General features: G+C 42.9%; 15 protein-coding genes. 5 read left to right on the top strand and 10 right to left on the bottom strand.

The window, feature by feature from the left end:
• Nucleotides 1-26: 26 nt before the first annotated feature.
• Nucleotides 27-707: a 6-hydroxyaminopurine reductase gene (gene yiiM / locus M1F03_RS00315; RefSeq protein WP_154621861.1), complete on the top strand. Its 681-nt coding sequence runs from the start codon at nucleotides 27-29 to the stop codon at nucleotides 705-707.
• A gap of 5 nt (nucleotides 708-712) precedes the next feature.
• On the opposite strand, the gene M1F03_RS00320 is transcribed toward yiiM, so the two are convergent.
• Both M1F03_RS00320 and M1F03_RS00325 read right to left on the bottom strand, forming a co-directional pair.
• Complete coding sequence (locus tag M1F03_RS00320; protein WP_251464828.1) at nucleotides 713-2,344, bottom strand: ATP-binding cassette domain-containing protein; 1,632 nt, start codon at nucleotides 2,342-2,344, stop codon at nucleotides 713-715.
• Entirely contained in the window at nucleotides 2,341-4,023 is a 1,683-nt protein-coding gene (locus tag M1F03_RS00325; protein WP_251464829.1) for an ABC transporter ATP-binding protein, read from the bottom strand. The genes M1F03_RS00320 and M1F03_RS00325 overlap by 4 nt, the downstream gene beginning before the upstream one ends.
• Before the next feature lie 186 nt (nucleotides 4,024-4,209).
• On the opposite strand from M1F03_RS00325, the gene M1F03_RS00330 reads away from it, so the two are divergent.
• A complete protein-coding gene (locus tag M1F03_RS00330) occupies nucleotides 4,210-5,121 on the top strand; it encodes a LysR substrate-binding domain-containing protein (RefSeq protein ID WP_196713946.1) in 912 nt (303 codons plus the stop codon).
• A 56-nt stretch (nucleotides 5,122-5,177) separates the two neighbouring features.
• On the opposite strand, the gene M1F03_RS00335 is transcribed toward M1F03_RS00330, so the two are convergent.
• Nucleotides 5,178-6,047, bottom strand: a complete 870-nt coding sequence (locus M1F03_RS00335; protein WP_154621857.1) for a pirin family protein — start codon at nucleotides 6,045-6,047, stop codon at nucleotides 5,178-5,180.
• A 266-nt stretch (nucleotides 6,048-6,313) separates the two neighbouring features.
• On the opposite strand from M1F03_RS00335, the gene M1F03_RS00340 reads away from it, so the two are divergent.
• From M1F03_RS00340 to M1F03_RS00350, 3 genes are all read left to right on the top strand, one after another.
• Entirely contained in the window at nucleotides 6,314-6,991 is a 678-nt protein-coding gene (locus tag M1F03_RS00340; RefSeq protein WP_004916074.1) for a hydrolase, read from the top strand.
• A 96-nt stretch (nucleotides 6,992-7,087) separates the two neighbouring features.
• Nucleotides 7,088-7,654 carry a YceI family protein gene (locus M1F03_RS00345; protein WP_154621856.1) on the top strand — a complete coding sequence of 189 codons (567 nt, stop codon included), beginning with the start codon at nucleotides 7,088-7,090 and terminating at the stop codon, nucleotides 7,652-7,654.
• Between the two features lie 48 nt (nucleotides 7,655-7,702).
• The gene (locus M1F03_RS00350; RefSeq protein ID WP_375097489.1) at nucleotides 7,703-8,884 is read left to right on the top strand and encodes a lactate oxidase; all 1,182 of its coding nucleotides are present in this window, start codon (nucleotides 7,703-7,705) and stop codon (nucleotides 8,882-8,884) included.
• A 57-nt stretch (nucleotides 8,885-8,941) separates the two neighbouring features.
• Here M1F03_RS00350 and M1F03_RS00355 read toward each other — a convergent pair whose 3' ends face one another.
• The 7 genes from M1F03_RS00355 to aroB form a co-directional block, all read right to left on the bottom strand.
• Nucleotides 8,942-9,679, bottom strand: coding sequence for a 3-oxoacyl-ACP reductase family protein (locus tag M1F03_RS00355; RefSeq protein ID WP_318840047.1), 738 nt, complete (start codon nucleotides 9,677-9,679; stop codon nucleotides 8,942-8,944).
• 190 nt (nucleotides 9,680-9,869) lie between these two features.
• The gene (gene trpS / locus M1F03_RS00360; protein ID WP_196713943.1) at nucleotides 9,870-10,913 is read right to left on the bottom strand and encodes a tryptophan--tRNA ligase; all 1,044 of its coding nucleotides are present in this window, start codon (nucleotides 10,911-10,913) and stop codon (nucleotides 9,870-9,872) included.
• 19 nt (nucleotides 10,914-10,932) lie between these two features.
• Nucleotides 10,933-11,625: a phosphoglycolate phosphatase gene (locus M1F03_RS00365; protein ID WP_251464831.1), complete on the bottom strand. Its 693-nt coding sequence runs from the start codon at nucleotides 11,623-11,625 to the stop codon at nucleotides 10,933-10,935.
• Nucleotides 11,622-12,296, bottom strand: coding sequence for a ribulose-phosphate 3-epimerase (gene rpe / locus M1F03_RS00370; RefSeq protein WP_154621851.1), 675 nt, complete (start codon nucleotides 12,294-12,296; stop codon nucleotides 11,622-11,624). Before rpe ends, M1F03_RS00365 begins: the two co-directional genes overlap by 4 nt.
• Before the next feature lie 34 nt (nucleotides 12,297-12,330).
• Entirely contained in the window at nucleotides 12,331-13,215 is an 885-nt protein-coding gene (gene dam / locus M1F03_RS00375) for an adenine-specific DNA-methyltransferase (RefSeq protein ID WP_154621850.1), read from the bottom strand.
• An 80-nt stretch (nucleotides 13,216-13,295) separates the two neighbouring features.
• Nucleotides 13,296-14,204, bottom strand: coding sequence for an SPOR domain-containing protein (locus tag M1F03_RS00380; protein WP_251464832.1), 909 nt, complete (start codon nucleotides 14,202-14,204; stop codon nucleotides 13,296-13,298).
• Between the two features lie 327 nt (nucleotides 14,205-14,531).
• The gene (gene aroB, locus M1F03_RS00385; protein WP_251464833.1) at nucleotides 14,532-15,620 is read right to left on the bottom strand and encodes a 3-dehydroquinate synthase; all 1,089 of its coding nucleotides are present in this window, start codon (nucleotides 15,618-15,620) and stop codon (nucleotides 14,532-14,534) included.
• Nucleotides 15,621-15,623 lie beyond the last annotated feature (3 nt).

Below are 15,623 nucleotides of genomic sequence, written 5' to 3' on the forward strand. Positions count from 1 at the left end.
AAAGCCATTATTAAGGTGTGATATCGATGCAAATTCATCCTCAAGTCTATATTGGCGAAGTCAAAGCGACACGAGAGTGTGGTCAGAGTGCTATCCATAAGCGTCAAGTGGATGGTTTGTTATCCTTGGGGCAATTAGGGCTTGAGGGGGATGAGCAAGCTGAAAAACGCTTTCATGGTGGCCCTGATCGCGCACTATGTCATTATCCGGCAGAGCACTACCCATTTTGGACTAATGCTTACCCTGAGCTAGAGTCTCTTTTCACTCCGCCAGCGTTTGGTGAAAATATTTCAACCCAAGGAATGACGGAAGAGAATGTCTTTATTGGCGATATTTATGCTTGGGGTGATGCTCGTATTCAAGTGACGCAACCTCGATCGCCATGTTACAAGCTTAACGGTCTTACCGGCGTTGAAAATTTTGCTCAAAGAATGCAAGAAAATGGTCGTTGTGGTTGGTTGTACCGAGTGATAAAAACGGGATCAATCAGTACCGCAACACCAATAACGCTCTTAAGTCGTAACAGCGATGTTTCTGTTCAAGAAGCGATTATGATCGCTTTTCATGCCCCCTTTGATGAAGAGCTATATCAGCGTTTGCTTGGCGCCGCAGGGTTGTCTGCAAGTTGGAGTCTGACGATGCAAAATAGGCTTGAGCATCGTCGAATTGAGGCATTTAGCCATCGCTTATTTGGCAAGCGTGGCTAATATGCTTAGAGGTGGCCGCCGATAAATTGTTGATACCAAGGCTCACGGGCGAATAATTCCGCGTGTGTTCCTTGGTCAATGATTTCACCAGAAGCCATCACAACAATATGATCCGCTTGGCTGGCTAGCATCGGTTGGTGAGTGACCACAATACGTGTCTGTTGTTTGGCTCTGAGTAGCTGCTCAATCACAGAAGCCGTATTGATGTAATCAAGGCTGGCGGTTGGCTCATCCATCAAAATAATATCAGGACGACTTAATAGTAGCCTCGCAATGCATAAACGCTGTCGTTGCCCACCAGAGAATCGTTGTCCTCCTGCACCGACATCCGCATCGAGTAAAGCGTGGTCTGCATCGATATTGAGTTGTTGAAGCATCGCAATCATTGATGTGTCATCAATCTCGTCTGAATGAACCGCTAAATTTTGTCGTAAGCTGCCTTTAAATAATCGGTTATCTTGAAATAATATTCCTCGCTTACGACAAAGTGCTTCTTGTGATAGTAGCGCTATATTTTGATTACCATACCGGACTTCGCCTTGTGAAGGGTCTTGCAAGCGCGCCAAAAGATGCAACAAAGTACTTTTTCCTGCACCAGATGCCCCTACAATAGCCGTAAATGTATTGGCTTTTAACGTTAAATCTAGCGGCTTTAATCGCGTTTTACCCTCCGCTGTGCGCTGAGACAAGGCATGACAACTCACGCTATTGTCAGTTGGTATTGGTGATGAACGCACAAAATGAAGCTCAGGTGTTTCCAATGCTTGAGCAATCTGATTGAGGGATTTTTTAGCTTGGCGTAAGGCTTGGTCTAAATGGGAAAGCAACCAGAGTGGCTCAATAAAACGCGCTAATAACAACATGGCAGCTAACCACATAGAGAGTGTGAGTGTTCCATGATTGACAGCCAATAAGCCTAATGCGAATAAACCGATAAAGGACACCTGAATAGCGAATGAAAACAGTAAATGAAAAGGCAAGCTACGACGCTGAAGTTCTTTTTGTGTCTGATATTGCTGAGCCAAACTCAGTTCTAGACTCTGTTGTTGCTGTTGGCTGATACCTGCTCTACGAAACAACGGTTGGTGTGTGGCAAAGTGATCTAATTTATCAATGACATTCTGCTGTGAGACAGATACTTGCTTTTCAGAGAATGACACCTGTTTGGCAGAAAAACGTAAAACAATGAATAGCATAAAGCCGATCATTAACAGGATGCCCCCTAGCCAAAAATTCAGAATCCATGCCCCCAAGATCACGGTCAAAGGGGTAACAATTCCGCTAATGATAGGATGTAATAAGTGGGCAGGGATGGACATTGCATGGGAGACTGGCCCAGAAACTAAACTTGTTGCACTCGGAATTGGTTTTAATGAGACAGGTAGATGGCGTATTAAAGCAGAGGTAAGCGAGCGCATAACGATGCCACCCGCAAGGTAGCCTTTCTGAGTGGCGATAAAAACAACGGTTAATGAGGCTAAGCTACTGACCAAAAGCCAAACCAGCGCACGGATATCACCGGATCCCCAATTGATGATCACAGGAACGAGTAGCAGTCCGCTAATACCGTCTAAGATAGCAGCGAATACCATCCATAATAGCGCACTGCGGACGGTATTTAAGAACATACGGATCATGCTGTTTCCTCCAATGCATGTAGTAGCTGTTGATATTGGGGAGTATGTTCAGAGAGTTGTTGATGTGTGCCTTGAGCAATAATTTGCCCTTCTTCCAATAAGATCACCGTATCTGCATGACATAAGGAGGCCAGATCATGAGTGATCAAGATGCGAGTACGCGGGTCTTGGCTTAATAGCTGGAAAAAGAGTTCGGCATTTTGCGGATCTAATGCCGATGTTGGCTCATCAAACAACAGAATAGGGGCTTTAGAGAGCAGCACACGAGCAATGGCTAAACGTTGAGCTTCACCGCCTGATAAGGTGATATCATGACCAACTAAACTGTCTAGCCCCTTTGGTAATTGCTGAAACCGCGTTAGCAGATTTAATTTTTCAAGGTAGTCAGTGATTTCTACGTCTGTTGCATCGGGCGAAAATAACTGTAGATTTTCTTTGAGCGAATACGGCATCGGTTGAGTATTTTGCATCACGATAGATACTTGCTGGTTTAACCCCGCTAATGAGAATTGAGGGAGAGGCGTTGTATCAAAGTATAATTCGCCACGAGTTGGGTCGAGGAATCGCGCCATCAATTGTAAAAGTGTACTTTTCCCTGCTCCCGATGCACCTACAATAGCGATAAGCTGACCCGGCTGAATGGTCAAGTTAAGGTTAGAGAGTAACGTTTTATTCTGTACACAATAATCAACATCGTGAATATAGATGGAACAAGGCACTCCTTGCAGTGATTTATCACCATACTGCATGTCTGGTTGCTCAAGAAAATGGCGAATACGCTCTGAAGCTGCGACCGCATGGTTGAGGGCATCGGCACCATGACCCATGGCTGCAATTGGCGCAGTAATGCTATGCATCAAAAGAATAAATAACACCATTTGCGGCAGTGATACCGATGTCGGCACGACAAACGCGCCAATAATCACCCATAACGTCAGTAATGTGGTGCTCATGCCTATTTGGGTTAGCGAACTGAATGCACCGATTTTGTTGACCCAGTGGTTAAAAGCTATTAGAAAGGCGGAAAGCGTTTGTGTCACCGCCCGTTGAATGGCGCGGTTTGGATACTGCCTGGCAAGTAATGGGTTGTCGGCAAACTCCGCATATTGAGCATATAAATCCCCCATCGTTTGGTTACGAGCTGTGAATAGCGATTGATAACGTGGTGAGCGTAGCTGGCGGAACAGGTAAATGGTGATGATTAAAGGAAGTAGGCAGAAAATCATTAATGCCCAATTGGTCCATAATAAGACCAGTGTTGCTGTTATTGGCACCACCAACAATTGAGCCGAATCGGCCGGCGCGTGGGCGGTGAGTTGATGAAGCAAGCGCACATCGCGATCCACCATTTTTTGGATCCCTTCTTTGCCTGAATACACGAATTCACTTAAAGGAAGTCGATGAAGTTTATCCAGTATTTTTAGCCTCAATTGATAGCATAATTGGTTATCCGTTTGATGGGTTAGGTATAAGGCAACTGTTTGACAAACGAGCCATAAAATCCCACTAATCAATGCGATAATGACCCAAGTATTTCTTTGTTCAACAGGGGATAAGGCAACTTGGCTAATTGCAAGCCAAGGGATCAGGGAGCTAATACCTGCGATGGCCTGTAAAATGAGAGCAAATGTTAGAGTGAAACGATAAGGGCGTAGCAATGCCCAAAGTGCGCGGTACATAGAAACCTCCATTGCTAATTCGCTACTTTAATGGATTTCTTTGTTTAACAGGTGATGAGTTGTTTCGATGCCGAGACTATTTGTTTGGATAACGGGCTTTATCGAGAAGAAAAGGTGATTAAATTCAGCAGACTTATTCGCGTTTTTCAGTAAGATAAATAGGACTGGAATAAAAAGGGAATGGCAATGCGGTATGATTTAAATGACCTCTATTATTATGTCAAAGTGATAGAACACGGTGGATTCTCTCAAGCAGGCCTCGCATTGGGTATCCCAAAATCCAAGCTTAGCCGCCGTATTGCTGAGCTTGAGAAAAAACTCAATGTTTCCTTAATTTACCGTTCCACTCGTCAGTTCCATGTGACTGAAATCGGCCAAACCTTTTATCAGCAATGTAAAAATGTGGTCGATGAAGCGAAAATCGCTGAGGAGCTGATTTGCTCTGTCCAAACCGACCCAAAAGGGATCATTAAGTTGTCTTGTCCTGTGGCCTTACTACAAGTGTATCTGCAAGATCTATTAGTTGATTTTATGGTGAAGTATCCGGATATCGATGTACAGATCTTAGCGGTTAATCGACCTGTTGATGTGATCAGTGAAGGACTAGATGTCGCGCTGCGTGTGCGTTCGTTGCCATTAGATGATTCGGGTTTAATGATGAAAGTACTCGGTTATTCACGACGTATTTTGGTTGCTAGCCCATTGTTATTTAAGGGTGAAGAGCCTCTGCAACAACCCGAAGAGTTAGTGAATTATCCAATATTGGCAAATTCTGAGCATTCGCAAAATTATACGATGACTCTGAAAAACAGTGATGATTTAAGCTTTACGCAGCATTTTATCCCCAAATTAGCGACAACAGATATTTTGACCTTGTATAAAGCTGCATTAAAGGGAATTGGTATTGCTCGATTGCCTTATGGCGTGGTGGAAAAAGACCTAAGTTCAGGAGCATTGATTGAGATCTTACCTGAATGGCGTTTTCCTGAAGATATTATTCATGCAGTTTATCCATCAAGAAAAGGTTTATTGCCATCTGTTCAACTGTTATTAAATTATTTGGCTGAGAATATTTCACCTACGGTGAAATCGTCATAATTCATTATGGTAAAAAAGAACTCCCCAATAGTGATGCCATTGGGGAGTGATAAACGTTATTGATGTATACGCCCAAATTTACCATTATTAAAGTCATTAACTGCTTCAATGATCTCTTTATCGCTATTCATCACAAATGGGCCATAGCCAACAACCGGCTCATCAATAGGTTCACCGCTTAAGAAGAGCACCACCGCTTCTTCAGTGGCTTCCATGATAATATTGCTATCACTATCATCGAGGATAATTAGCTCCCCTTCGTTTAAACTTGTGTGGCCATCAATAATGAGTGAACCATGCAACATAACTAGGCCAACATGACGGCCTGTTTTGGTTTGTAGTCCGAAGGTTTTGCCTTTTTTCAGCGTCAAATCCCAAACATCCAGAGGAGTAAACGTGCGAGCAGAACCTTGATTCCCTAAATAATCACCGGCAATAACACGTAAGATACCGGCATCATTAGGTAAAACAATATTGGGAATATGGCTACTTTTTAACAGCTGGTATCCTGGGGTCGCCAATTTATCTTTAGCCGGTAAATTGACCCACAGCTGCACCATATCTAGGGTGCCCCCATTTTTCATAAAATCATCGGATTGGTACTCTTGGTGCAAAATACCAGATGCCGCTGTCATCCACTGCACGTCTCCAGGACCAATCACTCCCCCTTCACCTGTCGAGTCATGATGTGCAACCTCACCATCATAGACGATAGTCACCGTTTCGAAACCCTTGTGTGGATGTTCTCCAACACCACGGTTTTCAGCATCTGAACTTGGAAATGTAAAAGGTCCTGCTCTATCAAGTAAAAGAAATGGGTTGAGATATTTCCCGTGATTGTTATAGCTAAACAATGAACGAACGGGGAAGCCATCTCCAACCCAATGGCTGCGCGGTGCGTTATAAATACCAATGATCTTTTTCATGGTCATACTCCTAAAATAGATTCTGATGTATTTATCATAGGGGCACGATTTCGTGATCAGTAGTGGTAAAAGTAGGTTTCATTGTTTCATTATTAGAACAATAAATCAGACTTTTATTATCCTATTTTTAGAACAGTGTTTACTAAAAACCGGACTACTCAACAAAAAACCGATGAATTAATGTAAATAACAAGAGAGCGGGGCAGCGATTGTTCTATTTCTCGTTTAAAAGCATTTCATTATTTTATTGATTAAGAGGTTTCATTATGAGTAATCCAGCAAACTTCAATGGGCAGCGTCCTGTTATTAATCCAGATGATGCCGTGATGTTATTGATAGATCACCAAAGCGGTTTATTCCAAACCGTTGGTGATATGCCAATGACAGAGCTGCGTGCACGCGCTGCTGTTCTTGCAAAAATAGCCTCATTAGCAAAAATGCCTGTCATCACAACAGCTTCTGTCCCACAAGGTCCTAATGGCCCTCTGATCCCTGAAATTCACCAAAATGCGCCGCACGCACAATATATTGCTCGTCGCGGTGAAATTAACGCATGGGATAACCCTGAATTTGTTGAAGCAGTGAAAGCAACGGGTAAAAAACAGCTGATTATCGCGGGCACGATAACCAGTGTTTGCATGGCTTTCCCAGCGATTAGTGCAGTGGCAGATGGTTACCAAGTGTTTGTCGTCATTGATGCATCTGGTACTTATAGCAAAATGGCACAAGAAATTACTTTAGCACGCATGGTTCAAGCTGGTGTTGTCCCTATGGATACAGCCGCAGTTGCATCTGAAATTCAGAAAACGTGGAATCGCGAAGATGCGGCAGAATGGGCACAAGCTTACACGCAAATTTTTCCTGCATATCAATTGCTCATTGAAAGCTATATGAAAGCTCAAGACGTTTTGAAAAACAATGAACAATTAGATTCAGAACGCTAAGCCGAGTTTCTCACTCGAATGCTCAGTAGCCTTTACGAAAGTAGAGGCTACCTATCTTTATTAATTCAAATAAAACGAATAATTAGGATGTACTCAATGAAAAAATGTGTATTGCCATTACTGGCTTCACTATTTGTCGTAGGCACTGCTCAGGCAGCAAATTATCAGTTAGATCCAACCCATACTAAAGCCGTTTTTTATATTGATCACTTTAATACATCCACGAATAGCGGTGGTTTCTACAACATTAGTGGTGATATGAGCTATTCCCCAGAAAAAAACATGGGAAGCATTAATGTCAAAATTCCAACGGAGACATTAAATACCGGTCTAACAGCGTTTGATAACCATATTAAGAGCGCTGATATGTTAGAAGTAGAGAAATACCCAACCATCGAGTTTAAATCAACTAGATGGAACTTTGCGGATAATAAACCGGTTTCGATTGATGGCATTTTAACCATGAAAGGACAGTCTCATCCCGTTCAATTGAAAACCACCAAATTCGGTTGTTATTTCAGTCCTATTTTTAAAGCAGATGTTTGTGGTGGTGACTTTGAAACGACCATTGACCGTACAAAATGGGGAGTCGATTTCCTTGCAAAAGAGGGAATGGCAAAAGAGGTGGTGATAAAAATACAAGCGGAAGCCATCAAACAATAAATTGAAAGGTGGAGTATGTTACAGAGAGTAAAAAAACACCCCATCGCGATGATGTCATCGGCGATAGTGGCTTTGGCTTTATCCGTTGGCGCTGCACAAGCTGTGGATTATCAAGCGAGTATTAAAGAAGGCCCGATTAAAATTATCAACTTAGATGAGTTAGAAGACCAAGTTGCAAAAAACATGGAAAAAGGGGCTTTTGGCTATATTCGAGGTGGTGCGGAAGATGAGCTGAATCTGGATAAAAATACCCGTAGCTTTGATAGAAAGTATATCATGCCAAGAGTAATGCAAGGTATTGAAATCAAAGATATTGACTTATCAACCCAATTTTTAGGAATTGATTTAAAAACGCCGATTATCCAAGCCCCGATGGCCGCTCAAGGTTTAGCTCATCAAGATGGTGAAATTGCGACTGCCAGAGGGATGGCGCAAGCAGGGTCAATTTTTTCACTAAGTACTTATGGTAATAAAACTATTGAAGAAGTTGCCGAAGTTTCAGGAGAAAGCCCCTTTTTCTTCCAACTTTATATGAGCAAGAATAATGCGTTTAATGAATTTACCTTGAAACGTGCGAAAGAGAGTGGTGCCAAAGCGATTATTTTAACGGTGGATTCGCCTGTTGGTGGGTATCGCGAAGATGATATTCGCAATAACTTCCAATTTCCACTTGGCTTTGCCAACTTAGAGCTGTTTGCTAAACAAAATGATGATGGTTCGAAAACAGGTAAAGGGGCAGGGATCAGCGAAATTTATGCTCAAGCGAAACAAGCCTTTACGCCAGCAGATATTGCTTATGTGAAAAAACTATCTGGCTTACCTGTTATAGTGAAAGGGATCCAGTCACCTGAAGATGCAGATAGAGTGATTAAGGCGGGGGCAGATGCGATTTGGGTATCCAATCATGGTGGACGACAACTAGATAGTGGCCCTGCTTCTTTTGATGTTCTACCTTCCATTGCAAAAGTGGTAAACAAACGTGTTCCTATCGTTTTTGATAGTGGTGTTCGCCGTGGTTCCCATGTGTTTAAAGCGTTAGCAAGTGGTGCTGATGTTGTCGCGATTGGTCGCCCAATTTTATATGGGTTAAATTTAGGCGGTGCAGAAGGGGTGAATTCCGTTATTCAGCAACTGAATAAAGAGTTATCCATTAATATGATGTTGGGTGGTACGAAAAATATTGAAAGTGTAAAAGCAACGACGCTTTATACCGATAAAGATTTTCAATAAAATTCATTAAGTAACAAGACGGGAGATAACCCCCGTCTTTTTATACAGTGAAGACCATTAGATGCTAAATCCACCATCAATATTTAAGTTTGCCCCCGTGATATAAGCCGCAGCTGGGCTGGCTAAATAGGTGACAAAACTTGCGATTTCGTCGGCGCTGGCATAACGTTTTAACGCCATGATCTGTTTTAGACTCTCTGCAAACTCCCCTTGTTCGGGATTCATGTCTGTGTTGACAGGACCTGGCTGGATATTATTCACAGTAATACCTCGACTAGCGACATCACGCGCCATCCCTTTAGTCAGTCCTACGATAGCTGCTTTACTCATTGCATAAGCACTACCGCCTTCAAAGGGCATCCTTTGTGCGTTAATGCTACCAATATGAATGATACGCCCATTATTATTCATCACTTCTAATGCTGCTTGGCTAGCAATAAACAGGCTACGAACATTGAGATAATAGGAACGATCGAACGCTTCTAATGACAAACTATCCAACGTGCCGAGTTCTAAAATACCAACGTTGTTAACTAAGATATCAAGGCTACCAAAAGTGCTGGCAGCTTGTGTGATGGCGGCTTTTATTTCTTTTTCATGAGCACTATTTGCTTTGATTGCCAACACATTACCTGAAAAGTGTTCAATCTCGGCCACTAAAGCTTCAGCTTTATCAGCAGAAGAGGCGTAGGTAAAAGCGACACTGGCACCCGCTTGAGCAAATTGTTTGACGATAGCAGCACCGATACCTCTCGACCCACCTTGAACAAAAGCAAATTTATTTTTGAATAACATAGACTCACCTTAACGTAATCACATATTCATGAATGAGGTATTTGACTGAGAAAAGCAGCAAGATACCAGAGTGATAAATCGATGAAGTTATTGAAAATAATTGAAGGTGAAGGTGAAGGTGAAGGTGAAGGGGAGAATGAATGCTTAAATGAAAAGCCCTTACCTTAGAAAAGGCAAGGGCATATTTTTATTACAGTTGAGGGCGTTTTACAAAACCAATCGCTTGATACACTTTATCCAATGTTTCTTGGGCACGTGCTGCTGCTTTGGTTGCACCTTCATCCATAATTTTGTTGAGCAAAGCTTCATCATTACGGAAGTGGTGGTAACGCTCTTGCAGGGTTGTCAACATACCTGCTACCGCTTCAGCAACCGCACCTTTTAGATGACCGTACATCTGGCCGGCAAATTCAGTTTCAAGTTCAGGAATACTTTTACCTGTAATGCCTGACAGAATATCTAGCAGGTTTGAGACCCCAGGTTTATTTTCGATATCATAAATAACACGAGGTGGCTCTTCTGAATCGGTCATTGCGCGCTTAATTTTCTTCGCAGCACCTTTTGGATCTTCGAGTAGAGCGATCAGGTTATTGCGGTTTTCATCCGACTTAGACATTTTCTTCGTTGGATCTTGTAATGCCATTACTCGAGCGCCGCCACCTGTTGGAATAAACGGATCTGGAACAGTGAAGATATCACCATAAATCGCGTTAAAACGCTGAGCGACATCGCGGCTCAATTCAAGATGCTGTTTTTGGTCAATCCCAACAGGAACCTTGTTGGTTTGATATAGCAGGATATCGGCCACCATTAATACTGGGTAATCAAACAGACCCGCATTGATGTTCTCTGAATGGCGCGCTGATTTGTCTTTAAACTGAGTCATACGGCTTAATTCGCCGAAATAGGTGTAGCAGTTCAGTGCCCAGCTGAGTTGTGCATGTTGTGGAACATGAGATTGGACAAAAATAGTGCTTTTTTGATGGTCGATGCCGCAAGCAAGATAGAGTGCTAATGTATCGAGTGTTCTTTTACGGAGCTCGTCTGGATCTTGGCGTACTGTAATGGCATGTTGGTCAACGATACAATAGATGCAGTCGTAATCATCTTGCATTTGTACCCACTGACGTAGCGCACCCATGTAGTTACCGATGGTCAATTCACCGGAAGGCTGCGCGCCGCTGAATACGATAGGTTTTTGGGTTTGCTTTTGTTTTTCAGTGGGTTCACTCATTGCTTGTTATATCCTTTAATTATTTTGTGTCAGATAAACCGATAGTAGGCAGGATATCTGAAAAGTGTGTTAATACACAGTCAGGTTCGCTCAGTGCGATGGATTCACCGTAGTTATAACCATAAGTTAAGCCAACGCTAGGGCATTGTGCGCTTTTTGCGGCAATAATATCATTACGGGAATCACCGACAAAAAGCAATTCCTCTTTACGTAAACCCAGCTTGCCCATGGTCAGGTACAGTGGAGCTGGGTGTGGTTTTTTTTCTTTCACATCATCACCGCCAAGAACCAGAGAAAAATAGCTATCAATGGCTAACTTCTTCAGTAAAGGGGCGATAAATGGGGTTGGTTTATTGGTCACAATAGCCATCGGTAAGCCGTGCTGAGCGAGTTTTTCCAGTGTTGCTTTGACTTCAGGAAATAACTCGCTGCCTGTTGTGACAGAAGTTGCATAGAATTTATCGAAGCTTTCGCGAGTGGCGCGGTGGAGCTTGGGAGTTATCGTTGCTCCCGCCCAGGTTAAGGCGCGGTCAATCATGATGTCAGCACCGTTACCTACCCAAATTGAAACACGCTCTTTTCCAGCGGGTGGAAAGCCTTGTTCTTCTAGGGCGCGGTCTAACGCTTCTGACAGCCCAGCAGCGCTGTCAACGAGAGTACCATCTAAATCAAACGCGATGGCTTTGATATTTTCTAAACGCGGTTGTGTCATTGAGATACCTTTTGTAATTCCTTACGCATTTGATCAATGACGGCTTTGTAATCGGGTTGACCAAAAATTGCAGAGCCTGCAACAAAGGTGTCGGCACCCGCAGCAGCAATTTCGGCAATATTATCAATTTTCACGCCACCATCGATTTCCAAGCGAATATCATAACCGCTTTCATCAATCATTTTACGGACTTGGCGCAATTTAGTTAGTGTATGAGGGATAAAAGATTGGCCACCAAATCCTGGGTTTACCGACATGAGTAGGATCATGTCTACTTTATCCATCACATACTCTAGGTGGCTCAATGGTGTTGCTGGGTTGAAAACCAAGCCCGCGGTACAACCGTGCTCTTTAATCAGTTGCAGTGTTCTATCGACGTGCTCACTGGCTTCCACATGAAAACTGATGTGGTTTGCGCCAGCTTTGGCAAAATCAGGAATAATTCTGTCGACAGGTTTAACCATCAAGTGAACATCAATCGGAGCGGTGATACCGTAATCACGCAGAGCTTTACAAATCGGTGCGCCGAAAGTGAGGTTAGGAACATAGTGGTTATCCATAACATCAAAGTGCACAATATCTGCACCAGCTGCCAGTACTTTTGCGGTATCTTCGCCTAAACGGGCAAAATCTGCAGATAAAATAGATGGGGCAATGAGAAAATCTTTCATTATTGTCTCCGATTATTTAAATGTTACCCGAGAGTCATTCCACGCCGGACGAAAGGCGTTTGGTGCTTGTCTTATCCGTTTTTTTTGGCAATTTTAGTGCGGGTTCTTCATTATATAATGCCAATAGTTCATTGACTTTATTACGATTAAGTATGTTTCGACTGATTGTTCGACGCACTTTGACTATATGTAATTTAGCCTGATGATACCACTCTCTGGTTGCTGGCGTGTCATGATTTGAAATCAGAACCGGAATTTTGCGATCTGAAGACAAATAATGCGCTAGGCGAGCAAGATTTTGTTGTTCTTGCGCACTGAATGCATTGGTGTGGTATGCCGTAAAGTTTGCCGTTTCAGACAATGGGGCATACGGTGGGTCACAGTAAACCACGGAACCTGATGGTGCCGACAAGAGTGTACTTTCGTAGTGTTGAGTGACAAAGGTGGCTTTTTGAGCCTTTTCGGCAAACCATAGTAGCTCTTCTTCTGGAAAGTAAGGCTTTTTATAACGGCCAAATGGAACGTTAAATTCACCACGTGAATTGTAACGGCATAGACCATTGTAGCAATGACGATTCAGATATAAAAATAATACACTACGTTTGATAGGGTCTGTAGATTGGTTAAATTCTTCACGCTTCAGATAGTACTGCTCAGCAGTATTAAATTCAGGCGTAAAGATCTGACGAACTTCCCCGATAAAAGAGTCAGTCCGGTATTTTACCGTATTGTAGAGATTAATTAGGTCACTGTTGATATCCGCTAGGACATAAGCGTCATAGCTGGTGTTTAGAAAAACAGAGCCTGCCCCTACAAAGGGCTCGATCAAGCAATCACCCTGTGGAAGATGTTTTTTAATATCTTCCACTAGAGGGTATTTACCGCCAGCCCATTTCAAAAAAGCGCGTGTTTTTTTCATGCCGTCTTATTATTACAAACGTTTAGAGTCGTATTAGGTACTCTGTCAGGACAGCATAATGCGCCCGCGATAAAACGTTGTTATTTTTGATCCTGTTGAACTTGCTTCATATTTCTAACCCATGGTTTTTTCGCTTGAACTTCTGCTGGTAAAGTCGCAATAGCGCTTTTAGCTTCATTAACAGAACGATAGTTTCCGTGGATCAGAACATACCAAGTTTGCCCATTACGGATTGTTTTATAAACTTTATAGTTATTGAGTTTATGTTGTTTAGCGAAAGCTTCTAATGTATCTGAGCGGCTTGCACTGCTTAACTGTAATGTATAGTTACCTGCTGGAGCAGACATTAAATTACCACTTTGAGCGTTATTTGCTGTTGTGGTTTTTGCTGGCTGCTTAGTCTGAACAGGTTGTTTGGTTTCTACAGGTTTTGTCTGTGGTTTCTCAGGTTTCACCGGTGTAGTTTGTGGTTTTGATGCAGGTGGCGTCTGAACCACTGGTGGTGGTGCGATATTCTGTGCAGGTGTATTTTGGGCGCCTTGATTAAGTGTTTGTCCTTGATTCAAAGCATCGGCAACATCATCTGGGATCTCAATTCGTTCACCATAACCATTTTGTGGTTGCTGCTGAGTACCCTGTGTTGGGGTTGGGTTCACAGAGGGGACATTAATTTCTTGTGTTTGTCCTTGTTGACCCTGATTAGCACTGAGCGACGAGGAACCTGATAAATCGATGTTACGCTCATTCGATGAGGACGTCGTCGCTTGCTGTCTTTCATGCTCCGTTGGCGCCTTTAAGGCTGAGCTAATGGCGATAATCAGTAATAACAAAACTAAAACACCAACACCGATCATGATGTGCTGACGTGATAGTGTTAATTTGGGTTTTGCTGCTGGTGATGGGCGGCTACGACCAGTTGGACGGTCGGATGCATCAGGCCGCAGATCATTCTGTGCTTGAGGCTGATTATCTGGTTTAAATTCGTCCATTTTGCCCTCCCGAATAAAAATTGCCTTGTGATCGAGATAAAATTTCTCTTTTCATTACGGCCTCTTAACGAGTAAATAGTGTATACCCGCAATGTTGCAAAGGATAGTTTTATACTTGCCATATCGTTTGCATACGATAAATACGACATGGACATGACATGTCTAAAAGTCTAAGTGTTTAAGTGAATGTTGTAACCTGAAACTTTAGACATAGCGTATAATTTAACGACTTTAAGACATATCTGCCAGAAACATTTTAAAACCTCAGGTTATCTGGCTGGTTTTAAAATGCTTCTGGTTGATAATTGCTCAAAGGCGATTCAGGTTTTAGGGTAAACAGGAAGATATTGCATCTTGAACGACTTGTGTTTCAACATCTGAACGCATTTCTGCATGTCCGATAGTGGTTGGTAAGATCAAATGCAATTTTCCGCCCATGACTTTTTTATCTCTTAGCATGTGAGGTAAATAGTCATCGGGTTGCATTTGCTCTGGGCCGGTAACGGGTAATTGTGCACGTTCTAACAGCGTAATGATGCGCTGTGTTTGTTGCGCTGTGAATGTTCCTATGCGTTCTGCTGTTTTCGCTGCCATGACCATACCCGCAGCAACGGCTTCACCATGCAGCCAGACACCATAGCCCATATGTGCTTCAATGGCGTGGCCAAAAGTATGACCGAGGTTAAGTAATGCTCTTAACCCGCTGGTTTCTTTTTCATCAGCAGCGACCACTTGCGCTTTTAATTCACAACAACGACGAATGCAGTAAGCCATTGTTTGGTTATCTAATGCCATCAAGGCATCGATATTTTCTTCTAACCAGCTAAAAAACTCACCATCAAGAATGATGCCATATTTGATGACCTCGGCGAGACCAGAGGCAAACTCTCTCTTTGGTAGCGTTTTTAAACAATCAAGGTCAATGATGACAGAGGCGGGTTGATAAAATGCCCCGATCATATTTTTACCTAATGGATGGTTAACCGCAGTCTTACCACCAACGGAAGAGTCAACTTGTGACAGTAACGTCGTGGGGACTTGAATAAAGCGTACACCACGCTGATAGCTTGCCGCAGCGAAACCTGTTAGGTCACCGATAACTCCCCCACCAAGAGCAATGAGGGTGGTATCGCGATTATGGTGTTTTTCAAGTAATGCTGTGAATACATCGTTCATAATGAACAACGATTTGTATTGTTCACCATCAGGTAGAACGATGGAATCGACTGTTACTCCTATTGCTTTAAGGGCTTGCGTGAATTTATCGAGATAGATGGGCGCAAGTGTTTCGTTGGTCACGACCATGGCTCGTTGACCTGCTTTAAGAGGCCAAAAAGCATCTGGTTGGTTGTAAAGACCAGGGGCAATAGTGATTGGATAACTACGTTCATCCAACGTAACAGTGATTTTTTCCATCTT

Origin of the sequence: Providencia sp. PROV080 (assembly GCF_033688105.1) — a bacterium.
GTDB lineage: Bacteria > Pseudomonadota > Gammaproteobacteria > Enterobacterales > Enterobacteriaceae > Providencia > Providencia zhejiangensis.

Bases quoted from the DNA above. Each gene is read 5' to 3' on its own strand.
- yiiM (WP_154621861.1), top strand. From the start codon at position 27: ATGCAAATTCATCCTCAAGTCTATATTGGCGAAGTCAAAGCGACACGA.
- M1F03_RS00320 (WP_251464828.1), bottom strand. From the start codon at position 2,344: ATGATCCGTATGTTCTTAAATACCGTCCGCAGTGCGCTATTATGGATG.
- M1F03_RS00325 (WP_251464829.1), bottom strand. From the start codon at position 4,023: ATGTACCGCGCACTTTGGGCATTGCTACGCCCTTATCGTTTCACTCTA.
- M1F03_RS00330 (WP_196713946.1), top strand. From the start codon at position 4,210: ATGCGGTATGATTTAAATGACCTCTATTATTATGTCAAAGTGATAGAA.
- M1F03_RS00335 (WP_154621857.1), bottom strand. From the start codon at position 6,047: ATGAAAAAGATCATTGGTATTTATAACGCACCGCGCAGCCATTGGGTT.
- M1F03_RS00340 (WP_004916074.1), top strand. From the start codon at position 6,314: ATGAGTAATCCAGCAAACTTCAATGGGCAGCGTCCTGTTATTAATCCA.
- M1F03_RS00345 (WP_154621856.1), top strand. From the start codon at position 7,088: ATGAAAAAATGTGTATTGCCATTACTGGCTTCACTATTTGTCGTAGGC.
- M1F03_RS00350 (WP_375097489.1), top strand. From the start codon at position 7,703: ATGATGTCATCGGCGATAGTGGCTTTGGCTTTATCCGTTGGCGCTGCA.
- M1F03_RS00355 (WP_318840047.1), bottom strand. From the start codon at position 9,679: ATGTTATTCAAAAATAAATTTGCTTTTGTTCAAGGTGGGTCGAGAGGT.
- trpS (WP_196713943.1), bottom strand. From the start codon at position 10,913: ATGAGTGAACCCACTGAAAAACAAAAGCAAACCCAAAAACCTATCGTA.
- M1F03_RS00365 (WP_251464831.1), bottom strand. From the start codon at position 11,625: ATGACACAACCGCGTTTAGAAAATATCAAAGCCATCGCGTTTGATTTA.
- rpe (WP_154621851.1), bottom strand. From the start codon at position 12,296: ATGAAAGATTTTCTCATTGCCCCATCTATTTTATCTGCAGATTTTGCC.
- dam (WP_154621850.1), bottom strand. From the start codon at position 13,215: ATGAAAAAAACACGCGCTTTTTTGAAATGGGCTGGCGGTAAATACCCT.
- M1F03_RS00380 (WP_251464832.1), bottom strand. From the start codon at position 14,204: ATGGACGAATTTAAACCAGATAATCAGCCTCAAGCACAGAATGATCTG.
- aroB (WP_251464833.1), bottom strand. From the start codon at position 15,620: ATGGAAAAAATCACTGTTACGTTGGATGAACGTAGTTATCCAATCACT.